Genomic DNA, 15,294 nt, shown 5'->3' on the forward strand with positions numbered 1-15,294 from the left:
CCATTCTAAAGAAAGAGGGGCAACACGCGACTTGAGTTGTCCACAGGGGCGAGCGGGCGGCATACGCCGTCGTTGGGCTGTTGGACAAAATGTGAGGTATGCCGTCCCTCAGGATGGTCGGAACGTGCACTCTGTGCCCAGCGTGTCCGGCAACGGTGTCGCTTTGCGCTGTCGAATGGTTCCCTGAGGTCAACACGACCACAAGGAGGTGGGCCATGTTCGAAGAAGGCCAGCTGTACTCGCCCGTGACCATGCACGACGACGGCACTGTCGAGGTTCACCTGAGTGACAACCACCCGGGGCGCAATGACGCCGCCTACATGGCACGCCGCGGTGAGATCGCCGGCGCCGCGCTGTCCTGGACGCGGGGTGAGCCGATCCCGGAGATCGCCTACACCGAGGCCGAGCACGAGATCTGGCGGACCGTCAGCCACGAGCTCGCGCCGAAGCACGAGAAGTACGCGCACAGTGAGTACCTCACGGCCAAGCACGCCTTGGGACTGCCGACCGAGCACGTGCCACAGCTGCACGAGGTGAGTGAGCGGTTGGAGCCGCTGACCGGATGGACCTACGTGGCAGCGCCGGGGCTTGTGCCGTTGCGCGACTTCTATGGCGACCTCGGGGCGAAGACGTTCAACTCGACGCAGTACCTCCGCTACGGATCGCAGCCGCTCTACACGCCCGAGCCGGACATCATCCACGAGGTCATCGGGCACGGAAACCAGCTCGCCTCACCGCGATTCGCGCGCATCACCGAGGCAGCGGGCAAGGCGTCGCTGCGACTCGAGACCGATGACGCGATGAAGTTCGTCGCCGACGTGTTCTGGTTCTCGATGGAGTTCGGGATCATGCGTGAGCACGGCGAGGTCAAGGCCTATGGCGCCGGGATCCTGTCGAGCTATGGCGAGATGGACGAGTTCGGGCACATGGAGCACCGGGCGCTGGACCTGGTCGACATGGGCACGCTCAACTACGACATCACGGCGTATCAGCCGGTGCTGTTCTGCGCCGAGGGCATTGACCAGCTCGAGGACGTCGTGGGTGCGTTCTTCGAGGCGGTCGACGACGACCTCGCGGCCCAGCTGCGTGCCGAGGCCGACGCTCGCTGAGAGCGAAGTCGAGATAGAGGAAACGCCGGGCGCATTGACTGCGCCCGGCGTTTCTTGCTATCTCGACTCGTGCGTGGGGCTCAGGATCCACCTCAATGGTTCACCACTTGTGGGCGACGTCGATGACGAGGCGGCTCGTGCCGGTCGCGGTGTCGTTGTAGTTGAGGACCCGGAACGGCAGCCGAGCCCGCACTCCGAGGGCGATCGTGGACTGGCCCTCGAAGGAGCCGGCCCACTTGACCTGGCGGAACGTCGTGAAGCCCGAGACGTTCGGCATGGCCGGCGGGGTCGTGTTGCGCGCGGCCCTGGTGATGACCTGCAGCGCAGCTCCACCGGCGACGGGGACGGGGTTGCCCGAGCCGTCCTGGGTGACGACCGAGACGTAGCGGACGTCGTAGCCCGTGGCCTTGCCCTTCTGGTCGATGACGAGCCGGTCGAAGCAGTCGTGCCGCCCGGCGCGAAGCCCCGCGACGGACGTGACGTTCATGGTGGCGTTCGTCTTGGCGAGCGATCCCCAGGTGATGCCGCAGTACGGAGCGGCTGATGCGGTGGTGGCGCCGATGGCGGCGGGTGCGGTGGCGGCAGCGAGGCCGATGGCGAGGGCTGCGGCACTGCGGCGAATGGTCTTGCGGTTCATGGTGTCCTCCTGCGTTGGTGTGCCTACACCGAGAAGACGCGTATGCCGTCCCCCTCGGTTGACACAAAAGGAGACCCAAGTGCCCAAGCAGATACCGGCGTGGTGGGAGCGGGTCGGGCGCGGGCGGCATACGCCGTCAATTGGCGACCGGAGGAAAACTGAAGGGTCCGGAGGGCGAATAACCCTCCGGACCCTTCAGGAACCACCATGGGGAGCAAAAGTTGGGGCTCCGGGAGGCGCCAGGGTCAGTGGTCGAGGGCCTTGCCCACGCCATGACCGGTGAGGCTGCGCACCTCCATCTCGGCGTACTTCTGCGCGTTGTGCTCCTTGCTCAGGACCGTTCCGAGCCAGCCGAGGAAGAACGCCAGCGGGATCGTGATGAGGCCCGGGTTGTCGAGCGGGAACCACGAGAAGTCGGTGTCCGGGTTGGTGATCATCGACGGCGACGGTCCACCGGGCACCAGCGGCGCCTTGCCCGACACGACCGGGCTGAAGATGATCAGGCCGATCGTCGAGATGAGTCCGCCGTAGATCGACCACAGTGCGCCCTGGGTGTTGAACCGCTTCCAGAACAGCGAGTAGAGGATCGTCGGCAGGTTCGCCGACGCCGCGACGGCAAACGCCAGGGCGACCAGGAACGCGATGTTCTGGCTCTTGGCGAACATCCCACCGAGGATCGCGACGATTCCGATGACGACGGCCGAGATGCGAGCGACCCGGACCTCCGCGTCGGACGTCGAGTTGCCGCGCTTGATGACCTCCTTGTAGATGTCGTGCGCGTAGGTGGCCGAAGCCGTGATCGTCAGACCGGCGACCACCGCGAGGATCGTGGCGAACGCGATACCCGAGACGATGCCCAGCAGGGGCGAGCCACCGAGGTGGAACGCGAGCAGGGGCGCGGCCGAGTTGGCCTTGCCCGGCGCGGCGTTGATCTCGGCGGAACCGACGAGGGCGCCAGCGCCGTAGCCGACGACGAGCGTCAACAGGTAGAAGCCACCGATCAGCCAGATGGCCCACTCGACGGACTTCCGTGCCGCCCGCGAGGTCGGAACGGTGTAGAAGCGCTGCAGCACGTGCGGCAGGCCGGCGGTGCCGAGCACCAACGCGAGCGACAACGAGATGAAGTCGATCTTCGTCGTGGTCGAGGCGCCGTACTTCACGCCGGGAGCGAGGAGGTTCTCGCCGACCTTGGGGTTCTTGTCGACCGCGGCCTGGAGCAGGCTCGACAGGTTGAAGCCGTACTTCCCGAGGACCCACACGGTCATGACCGCGGTGGCTGCGATGAGCAGCACCGCCTTGATGATCTGGACGTAGGTCGTGCCACGCATGCCGCCGATGAGGACGTAGGTGATCATCACGAAGCCGACGAGGGCGATGACGAGGTTCTGCGCCGCCTCACCGGAGACGCCCAACAGGAGCGACACGAGGCCACCGGCTCCGGCCATCTGCGCGAGCAGGTAGAAGAACGACACACACAGCACCGAGATGGCTGTGGCGATGCGGACCGGGCGCTGCTTGAGGCGGTAGGACAGCACGTCGGCCATCGTCAGGCGTCCGGTGTTGCGCATCAGCTCGGCGACGAGCAGGAGCGCGACGAGCCACGCGACGAGGAAGCCGATCGAGTAGAGGAAGCCGTCATAACCCTGCAGGGCGATGGCGCCGGCGATGCCGAGGAAACTTGCGGCAGAGAGGTAGTCGCCAGCGATGGCCACACCGTTCTGACGACCGGAGAAGCCGCCGCTCGCGGTGTAGAACTCACCGGCTGACTTCTTGCCCGACGCCAGCTTGATGATGATGACGAGGGTGATGAGGACGAAGCCGATGAAGATCGAGATGTTGAGCGCGGGGGAGCCGACGGCGGCCGCGGTCTCGGCGGGGAGCTTGGGGACGGTGCCCAGGACGGAGGTCATGGCTCAGTGCTCCTTTTCGCCGTCGAGTCGAGCACCCAGCGCATCAGCCAAGGGATCGAGTTCGCGGTTGGCCCACCGGGCATACATGAAGGTGATGGCAAACGTCGTGACGAACTGGCCCAAGCCGAACAGCAGCCCGATGTTGACGTTGCCGAAGACCTTGGTGCCCATGAAGCCGGGCGCGAAGATCGACAGGAGGACGTAGACGAAGTACCAGACGAGGAAGAACGCCGTCATGGGGAAGACGAAGCCGCGGAACTTGCGGCGCAGTTCCTGGAATTCGTCGGTGGCTTGCAGCGCGACGTAGGGATCCTCGTCGCTGTGGGTGCGAGCTTCGTTGCTCACGGTGCACCTCCAGTGGTCGGTCCCGGTTGGGGTCCGGGTCACTCCCACTGTCGATCCTCGGGTATGCCGTCCGCTCCCCTTCGTGACCCCCTCGCGCCAAATGGGGGCGCACCTTCGCTCGGTGGCCCGGGGCGTCGCGCCAAGCGGCAGGTGAGGTGCGACGAGCGGTTGTGCGCGGGTCCCACGCTCCGCGTGGGCCGGCATACGCCATGGGGGTTCGTGGGCCAGGCCGACCGAGCACAGCCGGCGGCAAACGACGGTCTGCCCAGGTCTGCTGAGCGTGGAACAGCGGCGATTCGCGCCCTTTGCCGCCCGTCGTGCCCGCCGTGCCCGCGGATCCCACCGGTACCGGCCCCCGGGTGGGGCTTCGAGACCTGGGCCAACTCTCTGGGCGCCTGTGTCGGCGCCGGAGTCGCCTTTTGGGTGGGTCGGGTCAGGCGCGGGTGACCGGGCGTCAGTGCGGGCTGGGGGCGTTCCGCTCTGGTGCGGGTGCGGTCAACGAAGCCAGGAGGGCCAGAGCCTCGGCGGTGCGTGAGCCGGGTTCGGCGGCGTAGATGGTGAGCGTCAGCCCGGGCTCGGAGAGCATGTCGACGCTTTCGTAGGCGAGGTCGAGGTCGCCAACTGCGGTGTGGTGGAAGGGTTTGGTGCCGGCTCCGTGCAGGCGCACGTCGTGCCGACCCCAACGCAGACGGAAGTCCTCGCTTCGGGTGGAGAGTTCGCCGACGAGGTCGTGCATCTGCTTGTCCCGTGGGTCCCGGCCGGCCTCGGTGCGAAGGATCGAGACGCACGTGTCGGCGGCGGTTTCCCAGTCGGTGTAGAAGATGCGCGAGTCCTCATCGAGGAACGTGTAGCGGGCGAAGTTGGGCACCGGCCCGTTCGCGCGTTCGTAGAGGGAGGCGTGCATTGCCCGACCGAGCTGGTTGGTCGCGAGCAGGTCCATCCGACCGTTGCGCACGATGGCTGGGCCGCCGGTGATGCTGTCGAGAACCCATTGCAGGGACGGGGGAGGCGTCCACACGGCCCGGGCCCGGCGTCGGGGGCTGACCAGCGGGCCGGACCCCGCCGCGGTGTGGGCGAGGTGGAGGAGGTGCTCGCGCTCAGCGTCGTCGAGCCGCAGTGCACGCGAAATCGCTTCCAGCACAGAGGGACTGGCGCCGGCGATGGCACCGCGCTCGAGCTTGGAGTAGTACTCGATGCTCACGCCGGCGAGGTTTGCCACCTCACCGCGACGCAGGCCCGACACCCGACGCTGGCCGACATCCGGGAGGCCGACCTCGCGCGGGGTGAGCTTGGCGCGTCGCGTGGTGAGGAACTCGCGGACCTCGGATCGGTTGTCCATGTGTTTCACCGTAAGGCGTTGCGCAGGCGTGAGGGATGCCCTGCCGGTACACCTCTTCGTGGTGACTTCCTGCGACCTCGGAAGTTCGGTGTCATGGATGAAGACGACACCGACCGAAGGGAATTCCCACCTTGTCCACGCAAGCCGCGCAGCACGCCCCTGGCATCGAGTCCAGCGATGGCGGCGTTGCCGAACCTGCCCGACTGCCGCGGGCCGCCCTGCTGGTCATGGCCCTGGTCGGCTTCCTGCTCATCGCCACCGAAACCATGCCCGCTGGCCTGCTGCCGCAGATCGCCGCGGGGATGAGCATCAGCGAAGGCCTGGCGGGCCAGTTCGTCACCGCCTACGCACTGGGCACGGTCATCGCCGCGATTCCCGCTGTCGCCCTGACCCGGGGGATGCGGCGCAAGCCGGTGTTCCTCGTGGCCGTGCTGGGGTTCCTCGCCGCCACCGGCATCACCGCACTCTCGGGGAACGTCGCACTGTCGCTGGGGGCACGCTTCGCGGCTGGCGCCTTCTCGGGCCTGATCTGGGGGATCACCGCGGGCTACGCCCGCCGCATCACCGCTCCGGAGTATGCCGGTAGGGCACTTGCGATCGCATCGCTCGGCACCCCGATCGGGCTGGCGGTCGGGACGCCGTTCGGCTCCTGGCTCGGGACGACGCTGAACTGGCGCTGGTCCTTCGGGGCGCTGACGATCCTGACGCTCATCACGGTCGTCCTTGCCCTGGCACTCATCCCCGATGCCCCGGGCCAGGCGGCGACCTCTCAGATGTCCCTGCTGCGCGTGCTGCGCCTGCCCGGCGTCGCAGTGATCCTCGCGGTGATCGTGGCCTGGATGCTCGCGCACAACACGGTCTACACCTACATCTCCGCCTACCTGCGCTCGAGCGACCTGCAGCTCTCCGTCGACGTCGCACTCGTGACCTTCGGTGTTGCGGCGCTGGTCGGCATCGGCATCACCGGCGCCGTCATCGATCGCACGCTACGCCCGTTGGTGCTGGCCAGCATTGGCCTGTTCATCGTCGCTGGTGTCGTCTTCGTCGTCGGACAGGGATCGCTCGTCACGGTGGTCGTGGCGATCGTCCTGTGGGGGTTGGCCTTTGGTGGCGCGGCGGCTCAGCTGCAGACCGCCATCAGCATCGCCAGCGGCGCGAACGCCGACGTCGCGAACTCGATGCTCGGAGTCGCGTTCAACCTCGCGATCTTTGGCGCAGGCATTCTCGGCGCCGTCGTGCTCAGCATCTTCGATGGGGTGGTGCTGCCAGTCGTCATGGTCGCCCTCGCCGTGGCGGCGTTGGCGATCGCGGTCGTCGGGCGTCGCACGGCCTTCCCCATGAAACCGTAGGCCGCCATGAAACGACTGTGGGAGCGACCCGGGAAGCGCACCGCGCTAGGGATTGCTGGTGGCCTGCTCGCCTTGCTCACCCTCACCGCGTGTGCGAGGGAGCCGGCGCCCGCCGGTGCGGAACCTGTTCCGAGCGCTTCGTCGACCGGCGCCGCCGAAACCAATGGCGTCGGCGCGGTGGAGGACACCGTTGTCCGATTTCGGTCGGGCCAGACCTACGTTGCCAGCGCCGACGAGCTCAGTGGGCTCGAAGGCTCCAACATCACCATCGAGGTCGTGGACTGACCTCGCTGCATGAGGCGTTTCGCGAACCACTTTGGGTATGCCGTGGCCGCACCTTGGGCGGTTGGGGCAGGATGGCGCGGTGCTGACCCTCGTTGAGGTGCCCTTCGTCGATCCTCGCGTCCAGGAGCTGGTCGCCGAGGTGCAGGCGCACTATGTCGTCATCTACGGCACTCCCGACGAGTCGCCGGTCGATCCGCGAGAGTTTGCTTCCCCGCGGGGGCGATTCGTCCTCGGAGTCGAGGAGGTGGACGGCGCCGATGAGCCGGTGGCGATGGGCGGTTGGCGTTGGCGGCCGGACCTCGACGCCCGCTTCGGCGGCGACCGGGTGGCCGAGGTCAAGCGCATGTTCGTGCCAGCGCGGGTGAGGGGACGGGGATACGCACGTGAGGTACTCGCGTTCCTGGAGACAACGGCATACGCCGATGGGGTGGAGCGGTTGGTCCTCGAGACCGGGCTGATGCAGCCCCATGCGATCGGCCTCTATGAGTCGCAGGGTTATGAGCGGGTGACGCCGTTCGGTCACTACGCCGAGTCCGAGCTCGTGCGCTGCTTCGGCAAGGACCTGCGCCGGTCCTGAGGCGCAACGGACTCAGCTGAAGTGGCGGACGAGCTCTTTCCACGTGCTCTCGGGAGCCGTGCCGGTGGGGAAGCGTCCGTCGAGCTCGAGGATCACCATGCCGTGGGCCGAGGCCCACAGTGCCTGCCCGCGGTGAGGGTCGCCGGCGGCGTCGAAGAACGGTGTGCCTGACCACTCCTCGAGTCCCGGTGGGAGGGCGGCTCGGTCGAGAGGTCCCGACGTCGAGAGGCGATACAGCTGCGGGTTGGCGCTCGCCAGATCGCGATAGCTCCGGACCAACCTGGCCACCGTCGTGACGGGGCGCAGGGCCTCGCCGTTCTCCTTGAGGGCGAGCGCGACGAGCTGGGTCTTGAGTGCGTCCTTGCTCGCGAAGTGCTTGTAGAGCGAGGGCGCCGCGATGCCGAGCTCGTCGGCGAGGGCCCGCATGGTGAGGGTGTCCCAGCCCTGCCGCTCGAGCACGGTGCGGGCGGCGTCGAGCACCTCGCGTGCTCGCGGCGTGAGGAGGCGCGCCGGGTCGAACTCCTCGGGGCAGGTCATCGGGCGATGCTAGCGGTGCTCTCGACTCGATCCCGGAGGGCTTGGTTCATCGCGTCGAAGTCATCGCCGACGTCGATGGCGCCGCCGAAGAACGGCACGAGCACGCCCGAGAACGTCTCGCTCTGGGTGAGCCGGACGCCGCCGGGGATGGGCGTGAGGGTGAAGGCGTGCTCGCCGTCGAGGAGTTCGGGGATGAAGACCCGGCCGAGCCAGCGCAGTTCGCTGCCCGGCGTCGCTGCGAGGACGGTCGGCGTGAAGGTCATCTCGCTTCCCTTGGCCGGGGTGATCCGCACCGTCAGCTGTTGGCCGACTTCCGGGGTTCCCTTCAGTTCCTGCATGAACGGATTCCATTGCGGGTATGCCGTGAAGTCCGTGAGCGTTGCCCACACCGCGTCCGCTGGGGCGGCGATGTCGACGGACCGCTCGACGCGCTCTTCACGGTGCAGGTCGAAGGCGGCGACGGTGAGAGCGACGGCGGTGGCGGCGAGGGCGATGATCCACTTCTGCACGGGTGTCTCCTGGATTGCTGGGGCTAACACTGTTAGCCCACAATGAGAGCTCCAGAGTATGGCTAACAACGTTAGCCGCGCAAGGGGCGGCATGATGTGTGCCGTGCGCGCACTCGTGAAGACCGAAGCCGGTCCAGGCCTCCAGCTCATCGACGTCCCCGAACCCACCTGTGGTGACGCCGACGTCAAGATCCGCGTGTTGCGAGCGGGCCTCTGCGGCACCGATCTCCACCTCGAACAGTGGGACGACTGGGCGGCCTCCGTGGTGAAGGCGCCGATGACGATCGGGCACGAGTTCTATGGCGAGGTCGCCGAAGTCGGCGCGCTCGTGGACCACATCAAGGTCGGTGACCGCGTCTCGGGCGAGGGTCACCTCATCTGCGGAAACTGCCGCAACTGCCGCGCCGGCCGACGACACCTCTGCATCAAAACCGTTGGGGTGGGCGTCAATCGGGATGGTGCCTTCGCCGACTACGTCGTCATTCCCGCCATGAATGCCTGGGTGCAGCCGGCCGACCTCGACCCCGACCTCGGCGCGATCTTCGACCCGCTCGGCAACGCGACCCACACGACCCTGCAGTGGCCGGTCATCGGTGAGGACGTCGTCGTCACGGGCGCCGGGCCGATCGGCGTCATGGCTGTGGCGATCGCGCGGCATGCGGGTGCCCGCCGCATCGCCGTCACCGACATGAGCGACGAGCGCCTCGCGCTCGCCAAGGGCGCCGGCGCCGACCTCTGCGTCAATGTCGGTCGCGGCGAGGACCTCGCCTGGGCCCAGAAGCAGCTCGGGATGCTCGAAGGTTTCGACATCGGCCTCGAGATGTCCGGCGCGCCCAAGGCGGTCGAGGACATGCTTGCCAACCTCAACCACGGCGCCCGCGTCGCGATGCTCGGCCTGCCCAAGGACCCCTACCCGATCGACTGGGGCCGGGTCATCACCCACATGATCACCATCCGCGGGATCTATGGCCGCGAGATGTTCGAGACCTGGTATCTCATGGGATCGATGCTCGCCACGAGCGCCGAACTGCGCGAGGCCGTGCAGTCGGTCATCACCCACCGCTTCCCGGCGGAGGAGTGGGCCAAGGCCTTCGAGGTCGCGCGCTCGGGCCAGTGCGGCAAGGTCGTCCTCGACTGGAGCTGAACCGCAACAAGCGGGCACAGGTCAGGGGTGGGAGGCTGGGAGGCATGACCGCGGCATACCTGATCGTTGTTCTGGCCGTTGTTGCCACGCCTGGCGTCGACGTGCTCGTCACCCTGCGCAACACTCTCGCGGCCGGGAGGCGGGCTGGGCTCGGCACCGTCCTGGGCGTGGGTGCCGGCTCGGCGGTCCAGGGCGTGCTGGCTTCGGTCGGCGTCGGGGCGCTCATCGTGCGGGTGCAGCCGTTGTTCCAGGCGATCAAGTGGGCAGGTGTCGCCTACCTCGTGTGGCTCGGCGTGAGTGCCGTGCGCTCGGCGGTGGTGGGTCGCTATGCGGAGATCGACGACACCGCTGACTCCGGGATGGGGCGAGGCTTCCGCACCGGGGCACTGACCAACCTGACGAACCCCAAGATGCTCGTGTTTTATCTCGCGCTGCTGCCGCAGTTCGTCGAGCCGACCGCGTCCGTGGCGGTCTGGCTCGGGCACGCCATGATGCTCCCGCTCATCGGCTGCGCGTGGCTCGCGCTCATCGTGCTCGGTGCGTCCAGAGCGCGCGAGACGCTGCTGCGCCGCCGGGCCCGTCGGGTCATCGATGCGGTGAGTGGGGCGTTCCTCGTCGGGTTCGCCGCCAAGCTGGCGCGCGAGGCCTGAACCCCGACGAACCGACTTCGTGCCCTTCCCGGACGAGGCACGCTGGGCTCGCCATGTCCGGGAAGGGCACGAAGTCGAAAAGGGGTCAGCCGACCGAGGCGGTGAGGAACGCGGTGCCCTGGTCGTTGCAGAAGTGGGCGACGGCGCCGCCGGTCCACATGTTCGCCTGTGCGGAGTCGAGCTTCAGCGTGGTCTCGGCGTCCTTGATGATCGCCTTGGCCGTCACCGGTGTGGGCGCGGCCGTGAAGTCGGCGCACATCTTCTTGCCGGCCGTGACGAGTTGGGCGTCAGGGGTGTCCGCGAGCGGCGGGATGACCTTCTTGAACCTCGAGGCCCACGCCTCGTCCCCTGAAGTGTCGGTCCCGGTCGTGGGGCTGGCCGCCCCGGTCGCCGAACCCGTGGACGATGCCTTGTCGCCGGACCCCGGGTCTGCTGCGTTGTCGGAACCGCACGCGGTGAGAGTGAGAGCCAGCGCAGCGCCAGCGATGATGGACATGGTCTTGGTGGTGGACTTCCCCGTAGTCAACATGCCGCCGACGCTACCCAACGAGAGTGCGCCGGGAGGGACGGGGGCAGGTGAGTCACGGCATACGCCGCAGGGAGTAGTTCGAACCACTCCTCTCGCAGGCCGCATTGCGGCGCCCGAGGTGCCTACGCTGGCGACATGCCCTGGGAACGCGACGCGCAGACGTGGGGTCCGCCGCGTCGTGTGCCGCGGATCGCGTGGGTCATCGGGCCGCTCTTCCTCGCGATCATCTCGATCGGCGGCAGTTTCGGCGCGTCCCGCGGTCAGGCCGGCACGCACGACATCGACGCTCTCGGGATCGCGCTGTTGCTCGTCGGCCCGGTGTCACTGGCGCTCGCTCGCCGGTGGCCGGTGCCCGCCGTCATCGCGGCTGGGGCGGCGGTCGGCGGGTGGCTCGCGCTCGGCTACCCCTACGGTCCGGTCTTTCTCGCGTATGCCGTCCTCACCGTCATCTGCGTCGCTCGCGGTTTGCGCTGGGCCGCGTGGGGTGCGGCTGCGCTACCGGTGCTTGGGCAGATCGCGCGTGGATGGGTTGCGCCAGAGGCGAAGTGGTCGTGGACCGGCACGGGTGGGATGGTCGCGTGGTTGCTGGTGGCGCTTGCTGTGGCGGAGCTGGTGCGGGCGCGGCGGGACCGGTTCGCGGCGGCCCGCACGGCCCACCGTGAGTCGGTGGCGCGACGCGAAGGCGAGGAGCGTTTGCTCATCGCGCAGGAACTGCACGACGTCGTCGCCCACCACATGTCGCTCATCAACGTCCAGGCCGGGGTTGCCCTGCACCTGTCGCAGCGCGAGAAGCCCGAACACGTCGAGCCGGCGCTGCGTGCCATCCGTGATGCGAGCAGTGAGGCGCTCGCCGAACTGCGTTCTCTCGTGGACGTCCTGCGCTCGGACCGTGCTCCTGCGCCGCGTGCCCCGACGGTGCGCCTGGCGGCTCTGGGTGACCTCGTCGAGCGGAGCAAGGCGGCGGGGCTGGACGTGCGGGTGTCCCGGACGGGCACGCAACGTGAGCTGCCCGCGGCCGTGGACCTCGCGGCATACCGGATCGTCCAGGAGGCGATCACCAACGTCGTCCGGCACGCCTATGCGACGCGCGCGGCGATCACGCTCGACTATGACAGCGACCTCACCGTCACCGTCGAGGACAACGGGCACGGCGCCAATCCGGAGACGCTCGTCGTCGGCAACGGGATCTCCGGCATGACCGAGCGAGCGCGGGCGCTGGGCGGGTCTGTGCGTCTTGATCGCTCGCCGCTCGGTGGACTGCGGGTGAGCGCGAGCATGCCTGCGCGAGAGGGTGTTTCGTCATGATCCGCGTGGTGTTGGCCGACGATCAGCTGCTGCTGCGTGCCGGTTTGCGGGCGCTGCTCGACGCCGAGGACGACATCGAGGTCGTGGGCGAGGCGAGCGATGGGGCGGAGGCAGTTGAGCTCGTGCGCACGCTCAGGCCCGACGTCGTGCTCATGGACATCCGGATGCCGGGGACGGACGGGTTGGAGGCGACGCGACGAATTGCCGCTGACGAGAGCCTTGCTGAGACCAAGGTCGTCATCCTCACCACGTTCGACCTCGATGAGTACGTCTTCGAGGCGGTGCGGATCGGCGCGAGTGGATTCCTCGTCAAGGACACGGAGCCGACCGAGTTGTTGCGCGGGGTGAGGGCCGTGGCCGGGGGAGACGCGCTGCTGAGTCCGCGGGTGACGCGGCGGTTGATTGGCGAGTTCGCGAGCCGGAGCCGCGACACGTCGATGCCCGCGTCCCGGGAGCTGGCGCTGCTCACCGAGCGTGAGCGTGAGATCGTCGGGCTCGTCGGCGAAGGATTGAACAACGACGAGATCGCGGCGCGCTTGGTTCTGTCACCAGCGACCGCGAAGACCCACGTGAGCCGCGCGATGGTCAAGCTCCACGCCCGCGACCGCGCCCAGCTCGTGGTGCTCGCCTACGAGTCCGGCCTCGTCCAGCCCGGCTGGAGCCAGAGACCTGACTGACCCGACCTCGTGCCGCGCACGGACACCGCTCGCTGTGCTCGCCATGTCCGTGCGGGGCACGAAGTCGGTGTGTCTCAGGGTTGACCCGTACGCCCACGGGAGGCCGTGAGGTGTCGCCCGCTGGGGGATTCGGTGGAGGCGCGCGCCGCGAAGGATCGAGGTGTCAGCTCAACCCTTCGATCCAGGAGCGATCATGAACACCCTCATCAACACCGCTGCAGCCCTCCCCATCCACGACGACCGGTGGAACGGCGGACCCGGTCCGTGGTTCATCCTCTTCCCGATCTTCTGGTTCATCGTCATCGCCGGACTCATCACGGCGGCCCGCTTCGGAGGCATGCGTCGCTGGCGCCGCTTCCAGGCCGCCGAGGGTTCGCGCGCCGGTGAGTCCAAGCTCGCCGAGCGCTTCGCAGTTGGAGAGATCGACGAGCAGGAGTACGAGGCTCGCCGCGCCGTCCTCCGCCGCGGGCAGCAGTCATGACCAACGTCGTCGAAGTCCACGGACTCACGAAGCGCTACGGCGACCTGGCCGCAGTCGATGACGTGAGTCTCGAGGTCCGGGCCGGCGAAGTCTTCGGCTTCCTTGGTCCCAACGGCGCCGGCAAGACGACGACCCTGCGCATGTTGCTCGGTCTCGTCTCGCCGACGTCCGGTCGGGCGCTCGTCCTCGGACGAGCGCCTGGGCACCCGGACTCGTTGGCTCGGGTGGGCGCGCTCGTCGAGGGCCCGGGTCTCTATCCGTATCTCACCGGCCGCGCGAATCTCGAGATCATTGCCCGGTATGCCGGTGTCTCCCGTTCCGCGGTCGCCCCGGCTCTCGAGACGGTCGGGTTGACCGACCGGGCCGGCGACAAGTTCTCGAAGTACTCGCTCGGCATGAAGCAGCGCCTCGGTGTGGCCGCTGCCCTGCTCAAGGATCCGGAGCTCGTGATCCTCGACGAGCCGACGAATGGCCTTGACCCGCAGGGGATGCGCGACATGCGTGCGCTCGTGCAGTCGCTCGGACGTGAGGGGCGGACGGTCATCCTGTCGAGCCACCTCATGAGTGAGGTCCAGGCGATCTGCTCGCGCGTTGCGGTCATCGACCGAGGACGTGTCGTGGCGGATGCATCAGTCGAGGAGCTTCGGGGCCAGGCCGACCTCGAGGTGATCGCTCACCCCAAGGACGTAGCCCGGCGCACGTTGGAGTCGCTGCCAGAGGTGGCGTCGGTGCGCGACGCGGGAGGTGGGCTGCTCGTGGACGTGCCCACACGGCATACAGCGGCGGTTGCGTCAGCGCTGGTTGGCGCGGGCGTCTCGCTCACCGGGCTACGACGCAAGGAGCGCGAGCTCGAGGACATCTTCTTCGACCTCACCGGTGCCCAGCACCGTGAGCCGGAACTCTCAAGGAGCACGTCATGAACACGACACTTGCCGGCCTCGGGGCCGTGACCCGTGCGGAGCTGTCCAAACTGGCTCGCCGTCCGGCGGCGTGGGCACTGCTCGGCACCGCTGTGACGCTCAACCAAATCTTTGCCTACGTCATCCCCTACTTCGCGTATCGGGGCGACACGACCGGTGACTTCGCCGACGGTGGGTCGACGCCGGAGCAGTTGCTCGCGGGGATGATGCCGTCGGCACTCCTCGCCAACACGGTGGGCGCTTTCGCGGTGTTCGTCGGCGCGCTGGCGTTGGTGCTCGGGGCTCTCGTGACGGGTTCGGAGCACACGGGCGGGACGTTGAAGACGTTGCTGACCCAGCGGCCGGGGCATGCCACGGTGGCGATCGGGCAGGTGCTGGCGGTTGTCGTGGCGGTCGGAGTTGGTGTCGTCGTGTTGACCCTCACGGGTGCGGCCTCGGCCGTCGTCGTGGGGCTTGCCGAGGGGCAGTCGCTCGTCTGGCCGTCGATCGGTGACCTGGCTTCCGGGCTCGGGGCAGGATGGGTCATCGTCGCGATGTGGGGCGCCATCGGGGCTGCGCTCGGTGCGTTCCTGCGGGCCGTCGCGATGCCGATCGGGCTCGGGGTCGTGTGGATCCTCGCGATCGAGAACCTCATCACCGCGGTGTCGCGTTCGACGCTGACGTCCTTGGCTGGCCTGCGCGACGTGCTGCCCGGGGTGAACTCGGGTTCGCTCCTCGGGTCGATCCTGCCGAGCAACGGCGGCGAGGGCGCACCGGGTGTGAACACGCTCGTCGACGGCAGTCGTGGGCTGGTGACGGTGTTCGCCTACGTGGTGGTGGCGGTGGTCGCAGCAGCGTTCGTCACCAGCCGCCGCGACGTCGCCTGACCCCCTGGTGACACTTGCGACTTCGTGCCCCGTACGGACACGTGAAGGAGGCCTTCGGCCGACGGATCGTGTCCGTACGGGGCACGAAGTCGGTTGGGTTGGGCAGTGTGGTGACACGAGTTCTG

General features: G+C 68.1%; 18 protein-coding genes. 11 read left to right on the top strand and 7 right to left on the bottom strand.

The window, feature by feature from the left end; translation table 11 throughout:
- The first annotated feature begins 215 nt into the window (after window positions 1–215).
- Window positions 216–1,109 (top strand): phenylalanine 4-monooxygenase, encoded by an 894-nt coding sequence (locus tag ACFQRE_RS10725; protein WP_380122051.1) that lies wholly within the window; start codon window positions 216–218, stop codon window positions 1,107–1,109.
- 100 nt (window positions 1,110–1,209) lie between these two features.
- Here ACFQRE_RS10725 and ACFQRE_RS10730 read toward each other — a convergent pair whose 3' ends face one another.
- The 4 genes from ACFQRE_RS10730 to ACFQRE_RS10745 form a co-directional block, all read right to left on the bottom strand.
- A complete protein-coding gene (locus tag ACFQRE_RS10730) occupies window positions 1,210–1,746 on the bottom strand; it encodes an AMIN-like domain-containing (lipo)protein (protein WP_380122053.1) in 537 nt (178 codons plus the stop codon).
- Between the two features lie 245 nt (window positions 1,747–1,991).
- Window positions 1,992–3,656, bottom strand: a complete 1,665-nt coding sequence (locus ACFQRE_RS10735; RefSeq protein ID WP_380122055.1) for a solute symporter family protein — start codon at window positions 3,654–3,656, stop codon at window positions 1,992–1,994.
- Window positions 3,657–3,659: 3 nt separating this feature from the next.
- Window positions 3,660–4,001 (bottom strand): DUF485 domain-containing protein, encoded by a 342-nt coding sequence (locus ACFQRE_RS10740; protein ID WP_380122057.1) that lies wholly within the window; start codon window positions 3,999–4,001, stop codon window positions 3,660–3,662.
- A gap of 454 nt (window positions 4,002–4,455) precedes the next feature.
- Window positions 4,456–5,340 carry a helix-turn-helix transcriptional regulator gene (locus ACFQRE_RS10745; protein WP_380122059.1) on the bottom strand — a complete coding sequence of 295 codons (885 nt, stop codon included), beginning with the start codon at window positions 5,338–5,340 and terminating at the stop codon, window positions 4,456–4,458.
- A 131-nt stretch (window positions 5,341–5,471) separates the two neighbouring features.
- On the opposite strand from ACFQRE_RS10745, the gene ACFQRE_RS10750 reads away from it, so the two are divergent.
- The 3 genes from ACFQRE_RS10750 to ACFQRE_RS10760 all read left to right on the top strand — a co-directional run bounded on the left by ACFQRE_RS10750 (window position 5,472) and on the right by ACFQRE_RS10760 (window position 7,551).
- The gene (locus ACFQRE_RS10750) at window positions 5,472–6,689 is read left to right on the top strand and encodes an MFS transporter (protein ID WP_380122061.1); all 1,218 of its coding nucleotides are present in this window, start codon (window positions 5,472–5,474) and stop codon (window positions 6,687–6,689) included.
- Window positions 6,690–6,695: 6 nt separating this feature from the next.
- The gene (locus ACFQRE_RS10755; RefSeq protein ID WP_380122063.1) at window positions 6,696–6,974 is read left to right on the top strand and encodes a hypothetical protein; all 279 of its coding nucleotides are present in this window, start codon (window positions 6,696–6,698) and stop codon (window positions 6,972–6,974) included.
- Between the two features lie 79 nt (window positions 6,975–7,053).
- The gene (locus tag ACFQRE_RS10760; protein ID WP_380122066.1) at window positions 7,054–7,551 is read left to right on the top strand and encodes a GNAT family N-acetyltransferase; all 498 of its coding nucleotides are present in this window, start codon (window positions 7,054–7,056) and stop codon (window positions 7,549–7,551) included.
- 12 nt (window positions 7,552–7,563) lie between these two features.
- On the opposite strand, the gene ACFQRE_RS10765 is transcribed toward ACFQRE_RS10760, so the two are convergent.
- Together ACFQRE_RS10765 and ACFQRE_RS10770 are read right to left on the bottom strand one after the other, a co-directional pair.
- Window positions 7,564–8,088 (bottom strand): TetR/AcrR family transcriptional regulator, encoded by a 525-nt coding sequence (locus ACFQRE_RS10765; RefSeq protein WP_380122068.1) that lies wholly within the window; start codon window positions 8,086–8,088, stop codon window positions 7,564–7,566.
- Window positions 8,085–8,597, bottom strand: a complete 513-nt coding sequence (locus tag ACFQRE_RS10770; protein ID WP_380122070.1) for an SRPBCC family protein — start codon at window positions 8,595–8,597, stop codon at window positions 8,085–8,087. Before ACFQRE_RS10770 ends, ACFQRE_RS10765 begins: the two co-directional genes overlap by 4 nt.
- Window positions 8,598–8,700: 103 nt before the next feature.
- On the opposite strand from ACFQRE_RS10770, the gene tdh reads away from it, so the two are divergent.
- Both tdh and ACFQRE_RS10780 read left to right on the top strand, forming a co-directional pair.
- Window positions 8,701–9,741 (top strand): L-threonine 3-dehydrogenase, encoded by a 1,041-nt coding sequence (tdh, locus tag ACFQRE_RS10775; RefSeq protein WP_380122072.1) that lies wholly within the window; start codon window positions 8,701–8,703, stop codon window positions 9,739–9,741.
- Window positions 9,742–9,785: 44 nt separating this feature from the next.
- Entirely contained in the window at window positions 9,786–10,391 is a 606-nt protein-coding gene (locus tag ACFQRE_RS10780; protein WP_380122074.1) for a LysE family translocator, read from the top strand.
- An 85-nt stretch (window positions 10,392–10,476) separates the two neighbouring features.
- Here the strand turns inward: ACFQRE_RS10780 and ACFQRE_RS10785 are convergent, their stop codons facing one another.
- Window positions 10,477–10,920 (bottom strand): DUF732 domain-containing protein, encoded by a 444-nt coding sequence (locus ACFQRE_RS10785; protein WP_380122077.1) that lies wholly within the window; start codon window positions 10,918–10,920, stop codon window positions 10,477–10,479.
- 135 nt (window positions 10,921–11,055) lie between these two features.
- On the opposite strand from ACFQRE_RS10785, the gene ACFQRE_RS10790 reads away from it, so the two are divergent.
- The 5 genes from ACFQRE_RS10790 to ACFQRE_RS10810 all read left to right on the top strand — a co-directional run bounded on the left by ACFQRE_RS10790 (window position 11,056) and on the right by ACFQRE_RS10810 (window position 15,169).
- Complete coding sequence (locus ACFQRE_RS10790; protein ID WP_380122079.1) at window positions 11,056–12,225, top strand: sensor histidine kinase; 1,170 nt, start codon at window positions 11,056–11,058, stop codon at window positions 12,223–12,225.
- Window positions 12,222–12,902: a response regulator gene (locus tag ACFQRE_RS10795; protein ID WP_380122081.1), complete on the top strand. Its 681-nt coding sequence runs from the start codon at window positions 12,222–12,224 to the stop codon at window positions 12,900–12,902. The genes ACFQRE_RS10790 and ACFQRE_RS10795 overlap by 4 nt, the downstream gene beginning before the upstream one ends.
- 193 nt (window positions 12,903–13,095) lie before the next feature.
- Entirely contained in the window at window positions 13,096–13,383 is a 288-nt protein-coding gene (locus ACFQRE_RS10800; RefSeq protein WP_380122083.1) for an SHOCT domain-containing protein, read from the top strand.
- Window positions 13,380–14,303, top strand: a complete 924-nt coding sequence (locus tag ACFQRE_RS10805; protein ID WP_380122086.1) for an ABC transporter ATP-binding protein — start codon at window positions 13,380–13,382, stop codon at window positions 14,301–14,303. The genes ACFQRE_RS10800 and ACFQRE_RS10805 overlap by 4 nt, the downstream gene beginning before the upstream one ends.
- Entirely contained in the window at window positions 14,300–15,169 is an 870-nt protein-coding gene (locus ACFQRE_RS10810) for an ABC transporter permease subunit (RefSeq protein WP_380122088.1), read from the top strand. Before ACFQRE_RS10805 ends, ACFQRE_RS10810 begins: the two co-directional genes overlap by 4 nt.
- Window positions 15,170–15,294: the final 125 nt, after the last annotated feature.

The sequence above is a fragment of the Knoellia pratensis genome (assembly GCF_042666395.1).
Taxonomy (GTDB): domain Bacteria; phylum Actinomycetota; class Actinomycetes; order Actinomycetales; family Dermatophilaceae; genus Knoellia; species Knoellia pratensis.

Coding starts and splice junctions, on each gene's coding strand:
- ACFQRE_RS10725 (WP_380122051.1), top strand. CDS start 216: ATGTTCGAAGAAGGCCAGCTGTACTCGCCCGTGACCATGCACGACGAC.
- ACFQRE_RS10730 (WP_380122053.1), bottom strand. CDS start 1,746: ATGAACCGCAAGACCATTCGCCGCAGTGCCGCAGCCCTCGCCATCGGC.
- ACFQRE_RS10735 (WP_380122055.1), bottom strand. CDS start 3,656: ATGACCTCCGTCCTGGGCACCGTCCCCAAGCTCCCCGCCGAGACCGCG.
- ACFQRE_RS10745 (WP_380122059.1), bottom strand. CDS start 5,340: ATGGACAACCGATCCGAGGTCCGCGAGTTCCTCACCACGCGACGCGCC.
- ACFQRE_RS10755 (WP_380122063.1), top strand. CDS start 6,696: ATGAAACGACTGTGGGAGCGACCCGGGAAGCGCACCGCGCTAGGGATT.
- ACFQRE_RS10765 (WP_380122068.1), bottom strand. CDS start 8,088: ATGACCTGCCCCGAGGAGTTCGACCCGGCGCGCCTCCTCACGCCGCGA.
- ACFQRE_RS10780 (WP_380122074.1), top strand. CDS start 9,786: ATGACCGCGGCATACCTGATCGTTGTTCTGGCCGTTGTTGCCACGCCT.
- ACFQRE_RS10785 (WP_380122077.1), bottom strand. CDS start 10,920: ATGTTGACTACGGGGAAGTCCACCACCAAGACCATGTCCATCATCGCT.
- ACFQRE_RS10790 (WP_380122079.1), top strand. CDS start 11,056: ATGCCCTGGGAACGCGACGCGCAGACGTGGGGTCCGCCGCGTCGTGTG.
- ACFQRE_RS10795 (WP_380122081.1), top strand. CDS start 12,222: ATGATCCGCGTGGTGTTGGCCGACGATCAGCTGCTGCTGCGTGCCGGT.
- ACFQRE_RS10800 (WP_380122083.1), top strand. CDS start 13,096: ATGAACACCCTCATCAACACCGCTGCAGCCCTCCCCATCCACGACGAC.
- ACFQRE_RS10805 (WP_380122086.1), top strand. CDS start 13,380: ATGACCAACGTCGTCGAAGTCCACGGACTCACGAAGCGCTACGGCGAC.
- ACFQRE_RS10810 (WP_380122088.1), top strand. CDS start 14,300: ATGAACACGACACTTGCCGGCCTCGGGGCCGTGACCCGTGCGGAGCTG.